The sequence below is a fragment of the Bradyrhizobium sp. BRP56 genome (assembly GCF_020194035.1).
Classification (GTDB): domain Bacteria; phylum Pseudomonadota; class Alphaproteobacteria; order Rhizobiales; family Xanthobacteraceae; genus Bradyrhizobium; species Bradyrhizobium australafricanum.
On record NZ_JADYVV010000069.1, the window covers coordinates 1 to 15,111 of the forward strand.

At 66.0% G+C, this 15,111-nt stretch carries 14 protein-coding genes; 10 read left to right on the top strand and 4 right to left on the bottom strand.

Annotated elements, in window-relative coordinates; all coding sequences use genetic code 11:
* Nucleotides 1-235 precede the first annotated feature (235 nt).
* Together mtaB and dapF are read right to left on the bottom strand one after the other, a co-directional pair.
* Nucleotides 236-1,510, bottom strand: a complete 1,275-nt coding sequence (gene mtaB, locus I6F38_RS34565; RefSeq protein ID WP_225163575.1) for a tRNA (N(6)-L-threonylcarbamoyladenosine(37)-C(2))-methylthiotransferase MtaB — start codon at nt 1,508-1,510, stop codon at nt 236-238.
* An 18-nt stretch (nt 1,511-1,528) separates the two neighbouring features.
* The gene (gene dapF / locus I6F38_RS34570) at nt 1,529-2,416 is read right to left on the bottom strand and encodes a diaminopimelate epimerase (RefSeq protein ID WP_225163576.1); all 888 of its coding nucleotides are present in this window, start codon (nt 2,414-2,416) and stop codon (nt 1,529-1,531) included.
* Between the two features lie 183 nt (nt 2,417-2,599).
* Here dapF and I6F38_RS34575 point away from each other — a divergent pair, with 183 nt between their 5' ends.
* Nucleotides 2,600-3,310 (top strand): GyrI-like domain-containing protein, encoded by a 711-nt coding sequence (locus I6F38_RS34575; RefSeq protein WP_028340834.1) that lies wholly within the window; start codon nt 2,600-2,602, stop codon nt 3,308-3,310.
* 5 nt (nt 3,311-3,315) lie between these two features.
* Nucleotides 3,316-4,056: an SIMPL domain-containing protein gene (locus I6F38_RS34580; protein WP_225163577.1), complete on the top strand. Its 741-nt coding sequence runs from the start codon at nt 3,316-3,318 to the stop codon at nt 4,054-4,056.
* A 251-nt stretch (nt 4,057-4,307) separates the two neighbouring features.
* On the opposite strand, the gene I6F38_RS34585 is transcribed toward I6F38_RS34580, so the two are convergent.
* On the bottom strand, nt 4,308-5,372 hold the full coding sequence (locus I6F38_RS34585; RefSeq protein WP_225163578.1) for an MBL fold metallo-hydrolase: 1,065 nt from the start codon (nt 5,370-5,372) through the stop codon (nt 4,308-4,310).
* Nucleotides 5,373-5,798: 426 nt separating this feature from the next.
* Between I6F38_RS34585 and ffh the strand changes: the two genes are divergently transcribed.
* The 3 genes from ffh to rimM all read left to right on the top strand — a co-directional run bounded on the left by ffh (nt 5,799) and on the right by rimM (nt 8,359).
* The gene (ffh, locus tag I6F38_RS34590) at nt 5,799-7,346 is read left to right on the top strand and encodes a signal recognition particle protein (RefSeq protein ID WP_018269389.1); all 1,548 of its coding nucleotides are present in this window, start codon (nt 5,799-5,801) and stop codon (nt 7,344-7,346) included.
* A 140-nt stretch (nt 7,347-7,486) separates the two neighbouring features.
* Nucleotides 7,487-7,819 carry a 30S ribosomal protein S16 gene (rpsP, locus tag I6F38_RS34595; protein WP_016847621.1) on the top strand — a complete coding sequence of 111 codons (333 nt, stop codon included), beginning with the start codon at nt 7,487-7,489 and terminating at the stop codon, nt 7,817-7,819.
* Between the two features lie 18 nt (nt 7,820-7,837).
* Entirely contained in the window at nt 7,838-8,359 is a 522-nt protein-coding gene (gene rimM / locus I6F38_RS34600; RefSeq protein WP_225163579.1) for a ribosome maturation factor RimM, read from the top strand.
* 13 nt (nt 8,360-8,372) lie between these two features.
* Here rimM and gcvA read toward each other — a convergent pair whose 3' ends face one another.
* Nucleotides 8,373-9,284, bottom strand: a complete 912-nt coding sequence (gene gcvA / locus I6F38_RS34605; protein ID WP_225163580.1) for a transcriptional regulator GcvA — start codon at nt 9,282-9,284, stop codon at nt 8,373-8,375.
* Nucleotides 9,285-9,455: 171 nt separating this feature from the next.
* On the opposite strand from gcvA, the gene I6F38_RS34610 reads away from it, so the two are divergent.
* The 5 genes from I6F38_RS34610 to leuC all read left to right on the top strand — a co-directional run bounded on the left by I6F38_RS34610 (nt 9,456) and on the right by leuC (nt 15,040).
* Nucleotides 9,456-10,655 carry an MFS transporter gene (locus I6F38_RS34610; protein WP_225163581.1) on the top strand — a complete coding sequence of 400 codons (1,200 nt, stop codon included), beginning with the start codon at nt 9,456-9,458 and terminating at the stop codon, nt 10,653-10,655.
* A 134-nt stretch (nt 10,656-10,789) separates the two neighbouring features.
* A complete protein-coding gene (locus I6F38_RS34615; protein WP_225163582.1) occupies nt 10,790-11,872 on the top strand; it encodes a zinc-binding alcohol dehydrogenase family protein in 1,083 nt (360 codons plus the stop codon).
* A 9-nt stretch (nt 11,873-11,881) separates the two neighbouring features.
* A complete protein-coding gene (gene trmD / locus I6F38_RS34620; protein ID WP_092086995.1) occupies nt 11,882-12,643 on the top strand; it encodes a tRNA (guanosine(37)-N1)-methyltransferase TrmD in 762 nt (253 codons plus the stop codon).
* Nucleotides 12,644-12,752: 109 nt separating this feature from the next.
* Nucleotides 12,753-13,133, top strand: coding sequence for a 50S ribosomal protein L19 (gene rplS / locus I6F38_RS34625; protein ID WP_018269387.1), 381 nt, complete (start codon nt 12,753-12,755; stop codon nt 13,131-13,133).
* A gap of 500 nt (nt 13,134-13,633) precedes the next feature.
* Complete coding sequence (gene leuC, locus I6F38_RS34630) at nt 13,634-15,040, top strand: 3-isopropylmalate dehydratase large subunit (protein WP_225163583.1); 1,407 nt, start codon at nt 13,634-13,636, stop codon at nt 15,038-15,040.
* Nucleotides 15,041-15,111 lie beyond the last annotated feature (71 nt).

Below are 15,111 nucleotides of genomic sequence, written 5' to 3' on the forward strand. Positions count from 1 at the left end.
AAAAATATACTTCGACGTATCAATCCCAATGCGGATAATCTGGTTCACGGACGGCTCCCTTGTATGAGATCTAGACAACCTCATTCTGGCACACTGATGCCGTAGGGGGCCGTCCACACCATCAACCACCGCATTCGGTGACCGTGCGAGATCGCGGCCCCAGCTTCGCGCAGCAATTGAGATTTGGGGCAATGGGTCCCGGCCTGCGCCGGGACGACAATGGGAGCGAACTCTCTCAGCGGCCCGATGCAATGAGCCGCGCACCGTCATGGCCGCGGATAGTCATCGCGCGCACCATGCCCGGCACATCTCTCTCGATCGCGACCGGCAGGAAGTGCTCGGTGCGGCCTTGCCGCTCGCTCTCGATCAGCACCTCGCGCGTCGCGCCGACTTCCGCATCAAGCCGGCGCAGCAGCGCGGCTTCGCCTGCCGCGCGCAGCCGCCTGGCGCGCTCCTTGATCGCGCCGCCATCGACCTGCGGCATCCGTGCGGCGGGCGTGCCCGGACGCCGCGAATAGGGAAACACGTGCAGGAAGGTGAGATCGCATTCCGCGACCAGATCGAGCGAACGCGCGAACATCGCTTCAGACTCGGTCGGGAAGCCCGCGATGATGTCGGCGCCGAGAGCGATGTCCGGCCGCAGCCGGCGGACCTGCGCGCAGAAATCGATCGCATCCTTTCGCGAATGCCGGCGCTTCATCCGCTTCAGGATCATGTCGTCGCCGGACTGCAACGACAGATGCAGATGCGGCATCAGCCGCGTATCGTCGGCGATGACATCGAGCAGGTCGCGATCCGCCTCGATCGAATCGATCGACGAAATGCGCAGCCGCTTCAGCTCGGGCACATGGCGCAGGATCTGCCGGGTCAACTGGCCGAGTTTCGGCGCGCCCGGCAGGTCGGCGCCATAGCTCGTGAGATCGACGCCGGTCAGCACGATCTCGGCATGGCCGCGCCCGACCAGCGCGCGGACCTGATCGACCACCGCGCCCATCGGCACCGAGCGCGAATTGCCGCGGCCGTAGGGGATGATGCAGAAGGTGCAGCGATGATCGCAGCCGTTCTGCACCTGCACGAATACGCGAGGCAGGCCGCACTCGAAGCCGTCGAGCAGATGCGGCGCCATCTCGGTCACCGCCATGATGTCGGCGACCGCGACCTTCTCGCTCGCATCGATGCCGAACGGCGCCTCGAGAGCTGCACGCGTCGCCTGCCAGGCTTCGCCGCGCATCTTCTCGTCATTGCCGACGACGCGATCGACTTCGGCCATCTCGGCGAACATCCGGCTTTGCGTCTGCGCCGCACAGCCAGTGACGACGATGCGCGCATGCGGGCGTTCGCGTTTCAGCTTGCGGATCGACTGCCGCACCTGCGCCACCGCCTCGTTGGTGACGGCGCAGCTGTTGACGACGATGGTGTCGAAAAGCCCCGCCTGCTCGGCTTCGCGGCGAATCACCTCGGACTCAAATGCGTTGAGGCGGCAGCCAAAGGTGATGACATCGACGCCCATAACCGATCTCACGCCCGATCAAGCAACGCTGGCGAACAGCGCCGGATCGAAGCGGCCCTCATACTCGAAATCGGCGGTGCCGGTCATCAGCACGTGATCGTCGCGCTCGCGCCACTCGATGCCGAGCTTGCCGCCGGGCAGCGTGATCTCGACGATGCGATTGGCACGCTTGAGCCGCGCCGCCGCAACCGCCGTCGCGCAGGCCGCCGAGCCGCACGCTCTGGTGAGGCCGGCGCCGCGTTCCCAGGTGCGGATCGTGATGTGGTCGCGATCGACGATATGGGCGAGGGTGATGTTGGCGCGCTCCGGAAAGATCGGATGGTTTTCCAGCAGCGGCCCGAAACGTTCGAGATCGTAGGCATTGACGTCATCGACCCAGAAGATCGCATGCGGATTGCCCATCGAGACCACCGAGGGCGAGTGCAGCACCGGATTGTCGATCGGACCGACCTGCAGCTCGATGTAGCGGGTGTCGCGAAATTCCTCAGCCAGCGGAATGTCCTGCCAGCCGAACTTCGGCGCGCCCATGTCGACGGTGTAGAGATCGGGCGCCGGCCCCTGCCAGCAATTGAGCAGGCCGGCGCGGGTCTGGAACGTCGCTGATGTCTGGCCGGTCTTCTCGAAGATCCGCCGCACCACGCAGCGCATGCCGTTGCCGCAGGCCCCGGCCTCCGAGCCGTCATTGTTGTAGATCGAGATGAACGCTTCGGTGCCGTCGAGCCGCGGCGGCTGCAGCACCATCAGCTGGTCATAGGGCACGCCGCCCGCCGGCGAAGCCACGGCGCGCGCCTCCGCCGCCGACACCTGTGCCCGACCTTGTGCCGCTAAATCGCGCAGGTCGACGACGACGATCTCGTTGCCGATGCCGTTCATCTTGGCGAATGCGTGATTAGCGAGCGCGCTCATCGATTTTCCCAAATTCTGCCCGGTTATATGGCGAGTGGTGGCCAGTTAGCCAGCCTGAATGGCCCCATGACACATCTGTCATGGGACGAATGCAGAACTTGCGTGTTAGGAATATCGCACCTCACGGACCGCGCGCCGGGACAGATCGAGCGGCCGTTCGAGGCAGGGGATGGAGAAAAACCAATGAACCGTATCAACACGCTCCGCGCCGCCCTGGTCGCGCTGCTGCCCTTGGCCGCGATCGCACTGGCAAGCCCGGCCCCTGCCCAGTCGCCGTCAGCCTCGCCCGCTCCCGCAGCGAGCCCGAGCCCGACCCCTGCCCCTGCACCGTCGGCGACGCCGGTGCCCCCGCCGGCCGAGACCAAGTCGCCGGCCGACAGCCCGGCCGCAGCGCAGACCCCGGCGCCGGCGCCGGCCGCCCCAGTGCAGACCGCCGATCCCTTCGGCGAGCCGTTCACGCTGGAGCCGAAGAAGGTCGTGATGCTGAAGGGCACCGCCAATTGGGATTCCGCCTTCGACGCGCTGATCGAGGCGTTCAAGCAGCTCACCGCGCTGCTCGACAAGGACGGCGTCAAGGCAGCGGGCAATCCGATGATCGTCTACACCTCGACCGACGACACCGGCTTCACCTTCATCGCCGAGATCCCGGTCGATCAGGACGTCAAGAACCTCGGCAAGAACATGAGCATGGGCAATTCGCCTGACGGCAAGGCGCTGAAGTTCGTCCATCGCGGTTCCTACGACAACATGGACAACACCTATGAGGCGATCACCAACCACCTCGACGACAAGAAGCTCGAAGCCAAGGACACCTTTATCGAGGAATACATCACCGATCCGCTGAAGACCGCGGAGGACAAGCTTGTGATCAACGTCTACGTACCCCTGAAGTGAGCCAGATGACCCATCGCCTTCTCCTTGGCCTCCCCTTCGGCCTCTCCTTCGCCGTCCCCCTGATCGCGACCACGCTGCTGGCTGCGCCCGCACTGGCCAATGACGACTTTCCGCCGGCGATCTCGGTCACCGGCGAGGCGACCGTGTCGGCGCCGCCCGACCAGGCGCAGCTCGACGCCGGCGTCACCACCGACGCCAAGACCGCACGCGAAGCCGCCGAAGCCAACAATGTGACGATGGGCAAGGTGCTGGCCGCGCTGAAGGGCGCCGGGATCGCGGAGAAGGACTTTCAGACCTCGCGGCTGTCACTACAGCCGCAATTCGCCAATCGTGGGCCGTCGTCGCCGAACGCCCCGCCCAGCATCGTCAGCTACCACGCGAGCAATCGCGTCACGATCAGGCTGCACGATGTGAGCAAGGTCGCCAGCGTCATCGACGTGCTGGTCGGCGCCGGCGCCAACGATATCGGCGGGCTCAATTTCTCGGTGTCGCAGGCCTCGAAGCTGCTCGACGAGGCGCGCGAAAAGGCGATCGCCGACGCCCGCCGCAAGGCCGAGATCTACGCCAAGGCCGCCGGCGTCACGCTCGGCGCACCCGTGAATATTGCGGAGGTCGGCTCGGCGCCGGTCCCGGTGTTCCGTCCCAAGATGGCGACGGCAGGCTTCGCCGCGCCGACGCCGGTGGCGCAAGGCGAGGAAACGCTGACGGTCAATGTCAGCGTCTCCTGGGCGATCAAGGAGAAGTAAGAGGCTACAGATCTCTCGTCTCCTTTCCCCCCCTGAAAGGGGGAAGGTCGGGATGGGGGTCAGCCGCAGGCTCCGCTGCAAGTGGAGGGAGCAGATCCCCACCCGCTTTGCTCTGACGAGCAAAGCGACCTCCCCTTTTCAAGGGGAGGTGAAATCGTAGCCCGGATGAAGCGCAGCGCAATCCGGGGCCGACTTCTCCGCGGATGGACTTTCCCGGATTACGCTGCGCTTCATCCGGGCTACTTATCGCTCTAAATCTCGAACACCTGCCCGGGCTTCAACGTCAGAAACTTCTCGCGCGGCACGCTCGCCGCGTCGAGCGCTTCGCCAAGCGCGATCGCGGGCGCGTCGATCGCCTCGTCGGTCAACTGGAATGTGCCGTGGTGATGCGCCAGCGCCTGGGCGGCGCCACAATCGGCCAGCGCCTTCACCGCATCCTCCGGGTTCATGTGCTGGTCGCGCATGAACCAGCGCGGCTCATAGGCGCCGATCGGCAGGATCGCAAGCCTGAGCGGGCCAAGCGCCTCGGCCACCCGGCGGAAATGCCCCCCGTCGCCGTAGCCGGAATCGCCGACGATGTAGAGCTTGCCGGCCGGCGTCTCCAAAACAAAACTCGCCCACAGCGCCTTGTTGCGATCGAACAGGCCGCGCGCCGACCAGTGCCGCGTCGGCACCAGTGTCGCGGCAAGGCCATTGCCGAGCTCGACGCGCTGATGCCAGTCGAACGCCTCGGCTTTGATCGCGGCATCGGACGTACGCATCGTGACGTCGTTGCCGAGCGGCGTGATCACGCGAGGACCAAATGCACCCGCAAGTTTCGACAGCGTCGCGACGTCGAGATGGTCGTAGTGGCCGTGCGACACCAGCACGACATCAATCCTGGGCAGTTTATCGAATGCGATGCCGGGATCGTTGTGCCGCTTCGGCCCGGCGAAGCTGAACGGTGAGGCACGCATCGACCAGACTGGATCGAACAGGATGTTGAGGCCCGCGGCCTGGATCAGCCAGCTGGCATGACCGACGAAGCAGAGCCGCACCTTGTCGCCATCCACACGGGGCGGCGGCGTATCGGCATGGGGGCTCGGCGCCCATTCCGGCCAGACCGCGCGCTTCCGGCCGCCCCCGAACTGCCAGCGCAGCACCTCACCAAGCGATTTCGGCGGCGAGCCGTCCGGATCGAAGAAGTGCAGGCCGTCGAAATGATCGGACACGGGGCCGTCGTAGGTTTTCATGGCAGTCATCCAGATCGAGGGCACACCGATCGCTGCGGCGGCTCCGGTCAAGGTTGCGAGAAGGCGGCGGCGGGTGATCAGCACGCGGGTTCCGGAATAGGAGGCAGGCTCCGGTTATATGGGTGGCAGCGGCGAATTCGGAACCAATAGGGCAAATCGACGTGATTTCAGTACCTTACGGTCGATACTGAGCGGATTTCAGCGAAACTTTCCTTGACTTTGCCGCCCCGGCAGCGTTTAACGCGGCCACTTTCTCGGAAAGCTCCGTCTTTTCGACCCGCCGACTGGTCCTGGAGGCCAGAGGCCAACGCCCGACAGCGCGATGCGCCCTCGGGCGCGAAAGTGTTTGGATTTCCTTCTCCCTCGCCCCGCTCTTGCGGGGAGAGAGTCGGGGTGAGGAGCTCTCTCCGCGCACTGTGCGTGTGGATAGCCCTGTACCCCTTCACCCGCCGCGCAAATGCGCGGCGACCTCTCCCCTCAGGCGGGGAGAGGTAAAAGAGGACAACGGCATTGTTCGACAATCTGTCGGAACGGCTTGGTGGCATTCTCGATCGTCTGACGGGGCGCGGTGCGCTGACCGAAAAGGACGTCGATGCCGCAATGCGCGAGGTGCGCCGCGCGCTGCTCGAGGCCGACGTCGCGCTCGAGGTGGTCCGCAGCTTCATCGACCGGGTCCGCGAGCAGGCGATCGGCGCCACCGTCGTCAAGTCGGTGACGCCGGGCCAGATGGTGGTGAAGATCGTCCATGACGAGCTCGTCGCCACACTCGGTTCCGACGGCCAGACCATCGATATCAACTCGGTGCCACCGGTGCCGATCATGATGGTCGGTCTGCAAGGCTCCGGTAAGACCACCACCACCGCAAAGCTCGCGCGCCGCATGGTCCAGCGCGACAAGCGCAAGGTGCTGATGGCCTCGCTCGACGTCTACCGCCCGGCGGCGATGGAGCAGCTCGCGGTGCTCGGCCGCGACCTCGACATTCCGACGCTGCCGATCGTCGCCGGCCAGATGCCGCCGCAGATCGCAAGGCGCGCGTTGGAGGCCGGCAAGCTCGGCGGCTACGACGTCGTGCTGCTCGACACCGCCGGCCGCACCACGCTCGACGAAGACATGATGAAGGAGGCGGCCGAGATCAAAGCCGCCGCCAACCCGCACGAAGTGCTGCTGGTCGCGGATAGCCTCACTGGCCAGGACGCGGTCAACCTCGCGCGCTCGTTCGATGAGCGCGTCGGCCTCACCGGCATCGTGCTGACGCGCGTCGACGGCGACGGCCGCGGCGGCGCGGCGCTGTCGATGCGCGCCGTCACCGGCAAGCCGATCAAGCTGATCGGCACCGGCGAAAAGACCGACGCGCTGGAAGACTTCCATCCGAACCGCATCGCCGGCCGCATCCTCGGCATGGGCGACGTTGTCTCGCTGGTCGAGAAGGCCGCCGCCAATATCGACGCCGAGAAGGCCGCGCGCACCGCCGAGCGCATGCGCAAGGGTCAGTTCGACCTCAACGACATGCGCGAGCAGCTGCAGCAGATGGCCAATATGGGCGGCATCGGCGGCCTGATGGGCATGATGCCCGGCATCTCCAAGATGAAGAACCAGATCGCGGCGGCCGGCATCGACGACAAGATCCTGAAGCGCCAGGTCGCGATCATCGATTCGATGACGCGGCAGGAGCGCAAGAACCCGGACATCCTGAAGGCGAGCCGCAAGAAGCGCATCGCGGCAGGTGCTGGCCAGAGCGTCGAGCACGTCAACAAGCTGCTGAAGATGCATCGGAACATGGCCGACATGATGAAGGCCATGGGAAGCGGCAAACGCGGCCCGCTCGCCGGCATCGCGCAGGCGATGGGATTCGGCGGCGGCATGAAGCCGCCCTCGGCCGAGGAGATGAAGGCGCTCGCCGAGAAGATGCAGGGCGGCGCCGGCGGCGGTCTGCCCAATCTGCCGAAGGATTTGCCGGCCGGGCTGCGCGGCGGCCTGCCGAACGTGCCGGGCCTAACCGGCCTTTCCGGCAAGCCGATGCTGCCGGGCCTCGGCGGCTTCCCGGGCAAGAAGAAATGACCCTCTTTCGTCATTGCGAGCGCAGCGAAGCAATCCATCTCACCGCGCGCGGAGACATGGATTGCTTCGTCGCTTCGCTCCTCGCAATGACGGCGTAACTGACCAACACAGACTTTGAACCAACACTTAAGGAGAACTGAATGTCCGTTGTTATCCGCCTCGCTCGCGCAGGCACCAAGAAGCGTCCCGTCTATCACGTCGTCGTCGCCGACTCGCGCTTCCCGCGCGATGGCCGCTTCATCGAGCGTCTCGGCCACTTCAATCCGCTGCTGCCGAAGGACAACGAGTCGCGCCTGAAGCTCGACATGGACAAGGTGAAGGCCTGGCTCGCCAAGGGCGCGCAGCCGTCGGATCGCGTCACCCGCTTCCTCGACGCCGCCGGCGTCAAGAAGCGCGCGCCGCGCAACAACCCGGAAAAGGCCGTGCCGCGCAAGGAGCGCAAGGCGCAGGCCGAAGCCGCCGCCAAGGCTTAAGGCTGAACGGCGACCACGGTGGCTGCACCGGTCTGTGTCGCCCGTATCGGCGCTGCGCATGGCGTGCGCGGCGCCGTCAGGCTTTGGACCTTCACCGAAGATCCGCTGGCCGTGAAGGACTACGGTCCGCTGATGACCAAGGACGGCACGCGCCAGTTCGAGGTCACGCATGTGCGTGAGGCCAAGGACCATCTGGTGGTGACGCTGAAGGGCGTCGCCAGCCGCGATGATGCCGAACGGCTCAACGGGCTCGAGCTCTACGTTCCGCGCGACCGGCTGCCGGACACCGACGACGGCGAATACTACCACACCGATCTGATCGGGCTCGCCGCGGTGACGACGACGGAGCAGCCGCTCGGCAAGGTGATCGCGATCCATAATTTCGGCGCCGGCGACATCATCGAGATCGCCCCGCCGCAGGGCGCGACGATGCTGCTGCCGTTCACCAATGCCGTGGTGCCGACTGTCGATCTCGACGGCGGCCGCGTGGTGATCGACCTGCCCAAGGAAATCGACGGCGACGATCCGTCGGCCGCCTGACCGAGAATAATTTTCAACCCGTCATCCGGCCCTGCTGCTCGAGCCAGTCGCAGAACACCGCGCTGTGCGGATCGTTGCTGCGGCCCGCCGGAAAATACGCGAAGTAGCTCCGCGCCGGCAGGCTGACATCCGGAAACGGCGTCACCAGGCGCCCGGCCGCGAGATCATCCGCGATCAGCGCGGTCGGTCCCATCGCGACGCCGAGACTGTCGAGCGCGGCCTGGATCGTCAGATAGAAGTGATCGAAGGTCAGCGCGGCCGCCGGCTCCAGCGCGGATTGCCCGGCCTCGGTGAGCCAGTCGCGCCACAGCCGCGGCATCGACGTGACATGCAGCAGCGTGTGCCTGGAGAGGTCCGCGATCTCATTGAGCGGCAGCTGCGCCAATAGCGACGGACTGCACACCGGCAATCTCCGCTCCGACACCAGGAAGCGCGACGAGAAGCCGTGGAAGGTGTCGGGGCCACCGCGGATCACGACGTCGAATGATTCAGACAACGCATCCACCGGATCGTTCGACGTGCTCAGGCGTACCTCGATATCCGGATGCTCGGCGCGAAACCGGCTCATCCGCGGCAGCAGCCAGCGCAGGCTGAAGGTCGCGAGCGCATTGACGCGCAACACCGCGACCGCCAGATCGCCGCGCCGCTCGCGATGCTGCTGCACGGCGGCGGAAATCCGGTCGAGCGCGGGCGCGAACTCTGCCAGCAATGCCGCGCCTGCCGGCGTCAGCACCACGCGCCGCACCGATCGCCGAAACAGCGACGGCGCCCCCAGCCATTCCTCGAGCAGGCGGATCTGTTGACTGACCGCGCCATGGGTCACGCTGAGCTCAGCGGCGGCTTCCTTGAAGCTGCCGAGCCGGGCGGCGGCCTCGAAGGCACGCACCGCATTGAGCGGCGGCAGGCTGCGGCGTGGGACGAACATGATCCCCCAATACAAGATTTTCTAACGCATGATCCGATTATTACTGATTTGTGACAAGTGCCTTGGCGGCGCATACTGCCATGCAAGCTCCTTGCATAGCTTTCTTTTCTGAGGTCCCCTCCTGATGCTCACCCGCCCAAGCTTTAGATTTTCTTGCATTGGAAGGCGGCAATGAGCGTGTCGGCCGAAACCGGCACGGCGCGGCCCGACCGTGCCCGGTCAACCCGCACCCTGACCGTGACCGGGCTCAACCACGCCCTCCACGACGGCTACACCGACGTCATCTACGTGCTGCTGCCGGTCTGGCAGGCCGAATTTGCGCTGAGCTACGGCCTGCTGGCGCTGCTGCGCGGGCTCTATGCCGGCGCCATGGCCGGGCTGCAGATTCCGGTCGGACGCATCGCGGAGCGGATCGACGGCAAGATCATCCTGATCGCGGGCACGGCACTGTCGGCGCTCGGCTACACGTTTGCTGGATGCTCCGGCGGCGTCATTGGCCTTGGCCTCGCCCTCGCGCTCTCCGGCGCGGGCTCGAGCACGCAGCATCCGATCGCTTCCGCGGCGGTGTCGCGCGCCTATGGCGCGGCGGCGCGCGGGCCGCTCGGCATCTACAATTTCTCGGGCGATCTCGGCAAGGCGGCGATCCCGGCGCTGACCTCGATCCTGCTGGTGATCATGTCGTGGCGGCACGCGCTGCTCGTGCTCGCTCTCGCAGGCTTGCTCGTCGCGGTCTGCATCGCGCTCTGGATGCCGGCCGTCGGCAAGGGCGCCGAGCACAAGGCGGCATCAGCATCGCGCGGCGCCAGCACAGGCGGCGGCTTTCGCTGGCTGCTCGCGATCGGAATTCTCGACACCGCGGTCAGGATGGGCTTTCTCACCTTCCTGCCGTTCCTGTTGCGCGACAAGGGCGCCTCGCTGCCGACCAACGGTCTCGCGCTGGCGCTTGTCTTCATCGGCGGCGCCGCGGGAAAATTCACCTGCGGCTGGCTCGGCGCACGGGTCGGCACGCTGCGCACCGTGCTGATCACCGAAGGCGGCACAGCGGCGCTGATCGCAGCGGTGCTGGCGCTGCCGCTCGCACCCGCCATCATGCTGCTGCCGCTGCTCGGCGTGATGCTCAACGGCACCTCCTCGGTGCTCTATGGCACGGTGCCCGAGCTCACCCCCGCGCATCAGACCGAGCGCGCCTTCGCGCTGTTCTATACCGGAACGATCGGATCGGGCGCGATCGCGCCCGTTATCTACGGCCTGCTTGGCGACGCGCTCGGCCCGACGCTCGCCACCGCTGCGACCGCGCTCACGGCGCTAGCGATCTGTCCGCTTGCCGTCGCGCTCGCGCGGCATCTCGCTGACGATCCGACGACGGCGTGACCATAACGTGGGTTAGCCCGTAGCCCGGATGAAGCGCAGCGCAATCCGGGACCGCACCTCATCGCTGGCAAGATTCCCGGATTGCGCTTCGCTCCATCCGGGCTACTTAAGCAATGGTCTCACGGAGCATCCCAATGACAAGCACGCACAAGGCCTGGCGGCTGCACGCCCACAACGATCTGCGCTTCGAGGATGTTACGACGCCGATGCCCGCGCCCGATGGCGTCGTCGTGCGGATCGAGGCCGGCATGGTGCTGTCCTACACCAACAAGCTTCTGTCCGGCGCGCTGCCCTACAGCCTGCCGCCGATGCCGTTCGTGCCGGGCACCAACGCGATCGCACGCGTCGTCGCCGTGGGCGACAACGTCACGCATGTGCGGGGCGGCGACCGGGTGTTCCTCAGCCCGCATCTGCGCGGCGACGTGCCGGATCGCGATCCGCCGCAGATCCTGATCGGCCTCACCGCCACGGTGACGACGCCGGAGGCGTTCGCGTTGCAGACACGCTGGCGCGACGGCGTATTTGCCGAGATCGCGCACTGGCCGGCCGCCTGCGTCACGCCGCTCGCCAATCTCGACGACAAGCCGGCCAGCGAATTGATCGGGCTCGCCAAACTGATCGTGCCGTTCGGCGGATTGCAGCGCTCCGGCCTGCGCGGCGGACAGACCATCATCGTCAACGGGGCGACCGGCTATTTCGGTTCGGGCGGCGTGATGCTCGCGGTCGCGATGGGCGCGGGCCGCGTCGTCGCCGTCGGCCGCAAGGAGGCCGCGCTCGAGCAGTTGCGCGACGCGTTCGGCCCGCGCGTCATTCCCGCCGTCGTCAGCGGCGATGCCGAAGCCGACCTTGCGGTCATCCGCCGCGCCGCCGGCGGCACCGCCGATGTCGCGCTTGATCTGCTCGGCGCCGCCAAGAGCACCTCGACCACACTGTCCTGTCTGCGCGCGCTCAGGCGTGGCGGCCGGATGGTGCTGATGGGCAGCGCCGAGGTGCCGCTCGAACTCTCGTTCCGCGAGATGCTGGCGAATGACTGGGAGGTGGTCGGGCAGTTCATGTACGACCGCACGGCACCAGGCCAGCTCGCCGGCCTCGCCGCCGAAGGCCTGCTGGACCTGCGCAAGATCAACGTCGCGACCTTCAAGCTTGCCGACTTCCGCCGCGCAGTGGATGCGGCCGCGATGATGCAGAGCCTCGACCTCACGGCCGTGGTGCCGTAACCAGAGGCCATGACATCGCAAGACACCACAGCCCAGGCGACACCATGGCGCGCCACCGTGCTGACCCTGTTCCCGGACATGTTTCCGGGGCCGCTCGGCGTGAGCCTGGCCGGCAAGGCGCTGGCAGGCGGACTCTGGGCGCTGGAAGCGCGCGACATCCGGACCTCGGCGACCGACAAGCACCGCAGCGTCGACGACACGCCGGCGGGCGGCGGCCCGGGCATGGTGCTGCGGGCCGACGTGCTGGCGGCGGCGATCGACGCTGCCGATATCGCGCCTGACCGTCCGCGCCTCTTGATGAGTCCGCGCGGTCGGCCATTGACCCAGACCCAGGTCGCGGAGCTGGCGGTTGGGCCGGGCCCCCTGATCGTCTGCGGCCGCTTCGAAGGCATCGACCAGCGGGTGATCGAGGCGCGAGGCCTCGAGGAGGTCTCGATCGGCGATTATGTGCTGTCCGGCGGCGAAATCGCCGCGATGGCCCTGATCGACGCCTGCGTCCGCCTGCTGCCGGGGGTGATGGGCAAGCAGGCCTCGGGAACCGAGGAAAGCTTTTCCGAAGGACTACTGGAATACCCCCAATACACCCGCCCGCAGGAGTTCGAGGGCAAGCCAATCCCGGAAATCCTGATTTCCGGCGATCACGCCAAGGTCGCGGCCTGGCGACTGGCCCAGTCCGAGGCTCTGACGGCGGCTCGGCGGCCCGATCTCTGGGCCCGCAAGGCCGGCCAAAAAGCCGCTCGGCGAGGGACAAAAAACAAGACAGACGGGTGACAAACCCTGCGCTTTGCCTTATACGGGCGGCCAAATCCGCACCCGCGCAGGATAGATGGACGTTTGCGCAGCCCGCGAAAGGCTGGGCGCGCCGCCGATGGAGATTTCAATGAACCTTATTCAGCAGCTCGAAAAAGAGCAGTTCGACAAACTCGCCGCCACCAAGGATATCCCGGAATTCGGACCCGGCGACACCGTCATCGTCAACGTGAAGGTGGTCGAAGGCGAACGCACCCGCGTGCAGGCCTATGAGGGCGTTTGCATCGGTCGTTCCGGCCAGGGCCTCAACGAGAGCTTCACCGTGCGCAAGATCTCCTACGGCGAAGGCGTCGAGCGCGTCTTCCCGGTGATGTCGCCGATGATCGACTCGATCAAGGTCGTGCGTCGCGGCAAGGTTCGTCGCGCCAAGCTCTATTACCTGCGCAACCTGCGCGGCAAGTCGGCCCGCATCGTCGAGAAGCAGGACCGCCAGACCGCCGTCGGCGAGTAACGTTTCCCTCAGCGGATGTGACCGAAAGCGCGGGGCCTGCCCCGCGCTTTTTTGTTGCGGCATGCCTATATCGAAGATCAGCCTCAACTCGTCATGCGCGGGCTTGACCCGCGCATCCATCGAAATGAGAACTCTTGTTCAAGAGGATGGATTGCCGGGCATAGGCGAGCGAAGCGACGCCGTCCTTCGGACGGCTATGCCCGGCAATGACGACAGGGGCACCCGCGCAATCGATCGATTGTCGCGGCTATAAGCCCTGTGTTAGAAATTTAGAATGGTTCCGGATCAAGCAAGCCAGCGCTGTCCAAGTCAGACCTGCAAGCGCGTCGTGATCGACGATCGCTCGCGGCTGCCCGGCCGCTTCTTCGGGCGCTTTGCGACGTCGGCAACATCAGAGCTTAGACGCGCAGCGTAACGCTGCCTCGACGCTTTCGCCTGTCCGCGCGCTTAAGACGCGCTCATGCCATTCCACCACTGAATTTCTTCTGGAGCTGAAGCTCATGTCCAAACCGACAACGCTGTACGACAAGATCTGGAACGACCATCTGGTCCACGAGGCCGACGACGGCACCTGCCTGCTCTATATCGATCGCCACCTGGTGCACGAGGTGACCTCGCCGCAGGCGTTCGAAGGGCTGCGCGCCGCCGGCCGCAAGGTGCACGCGCCCGAGAAGACACTCGCCGTCGTCGACCACAACATCCCGACCACCGACCGCTCGAAGCCGAACCCCGATCCTGAGAGCATCGAGCAGATGCGGGTGATGGCGGAGAACGCCAAGGAATTCGGCATCGAGTATTACAACGAGTTCGACAAGCGCCAGGGCATCGTTCACGTCATCGGCCCGGAGCAGGGTTTTACGCTGCCCGGCACCACCATCGTCTGCGGTGACAGCCACACCTCGACGCATGGCGCGTTCGGCGCGCTCGCGCACGGCATCGGCACCTCCGAGGTCGAGCATGTGCTGGCGACGCAGACGCTGATCCAGAAGAAGGCCAAGAACATGCGCGCGATCGTCGACGGCAAATTGCCCGAAGGCGTGACCGGCAAGGACATCATCCTGGCGATCATCGGCGAGATCGGCACCGCCGGCGGCACCGGCTATGTGCTGGAATATGCCGGCGAGGCGATCCGTGCGCTCTCGATGGAAGGCCGCATGACGGTCTGCAACATGTCGATCGAAGGCGGCGCGCGCGCCGGCCTGGTCGCGCCCGACCAGAAGGCGTTCGACTTCCTGCGCGGCCGCCCGAAGGCGCCGAAGGGCGCCGCCTGGGACGCCGCGATGCGCTACTGGGAGACGCTGCGCTCCGACGAGGGCGCGCATTTCGACCACGAGATCCGGCTCGATGCGGCCAAGCTGCCGCCGATCGTCACCTGGGGCACGAGCCCTGAGGACGTCATCTCGGTGACCGGCTTCGTGCCCGATCCCGACAAAATCGCCGATGAGGCCAAGCGCATCTCCAAGCATCGCGCGCTGAAATATATGGGCCTGACCGCCGGCACGAAGATCACCGACATCAAGCTCGACCGCGTCTTCATCGGCTCCTGCACCAACGGCCGCATCGAGGACCTGCGTGCCGCTGCGAAGATCGCCGAGGGCAAGACCGTCAACGCCAACGTCAACGCGATGATCGTGCCGGGCTCGGGCATCGTGAAGGAGCAGGCGGAAGCCGAAGGCCTCGACAAGATCTTCATTGCGGCCGGCTTCGACTGGCGCGAGCCGGGCTGCTCGATGTGCCTTGCGATGAACCCGGACAAGCTGAAGCCGGAAGAGCGCTGCGCCTCGACCTCGAACCGCAACTTCGAGGGCCGCCAGGGCTTCAAGGGCCGCACCCATCTGGTGTCGCCCGCGATGGCCGCGGCCGCCGCGATCGCCGGACACTTCGTCGACGTCCGCGACTGGCGCTAAGGCAAGCGCCAGATTCTTTTTTGACGCGTTTTCTTCACGCGAACCGGGACACTTCGCTCGAAAACGCTATT

Excerpts from the sequence above, each read along its gene's own strand:
- mtaB (WP_225163575.1), bottom strand. The coding sequence starts at position 1,510 with ATGGGCGTCGATGTCATCACCTTTGGCTGCCGCCTCAACGCATTTGAG.
- leuC (WP_225163583.1), top strand. The coding sequence starts at position 13,634 with ATGTCCAAACCGACAACGCTGTACGACAAGATCTGGAACGACCATCTG.
- I6F38_RS34615 (WP_225163582.1), top strand. The coding sequence starts at position 10,790 with ATGACAAGCACGCACAAGGCCTGGCGGCTGCACGCCCACAACGATCTG.
- I6F38_RS34610 (WP_225163581.1), top strand. The coding sequence starts at position 9,456 with ATGAGCGTGTCGGCCGAAACCGGCACGGCGCGGCCCGACCGTGCCCGG.
- rpsP (WP_016847621.1), top strand. The coding sequence starts at position 7,487 with ATGTCCGTTGTTATCCGCCTCGCTCGCGCAGGCACCAAGAAGCGTCCC.
- dapF (WP_225163576.1), bottom strand. The coding sequence starts at position 2,416 with ATGAGCGCGCTCGCTAATCACGCATTCGCCAAGATGAACGGCATCGGC.
- I6F38_RS34575 (WP_028340834.1), top strand. The coding sequence starts at position 2,600 with ATGAACCGTATCAACACGCTCCGCGCCGCCCTGGTCGCGCTGCTGCCC.
- gcvA (WP_225163580.1), bottom strand. The coding sequence starts at position 9,284 with ATGTTCGTCCCACGCCGCAGCCTGCCGCCGCTCAATGCGGTGCGTGCC.
- rplS (WP_018269387.1), top strand. The coding sequence starts at position 12,753 with ATGAACCTTATTCAGCAGCTCGAAAAAGAGCAGTTCGACAAACTCGCC.
- trmD (WP_092086995.1), top strand. The coding sequence starts at position 11,882 with ATGACATCGCAAGACACCACAGCCCAGGCGACACCATGGCGCGCCACC.
- I6F38_RS34580 (WP_225163577.1), top strand. The coding sequence starts at position 3,316 with ATGACCCATCGCCTTCTCCTTGGCCTCCCCTTCGGCCTCTCCTTCGCC.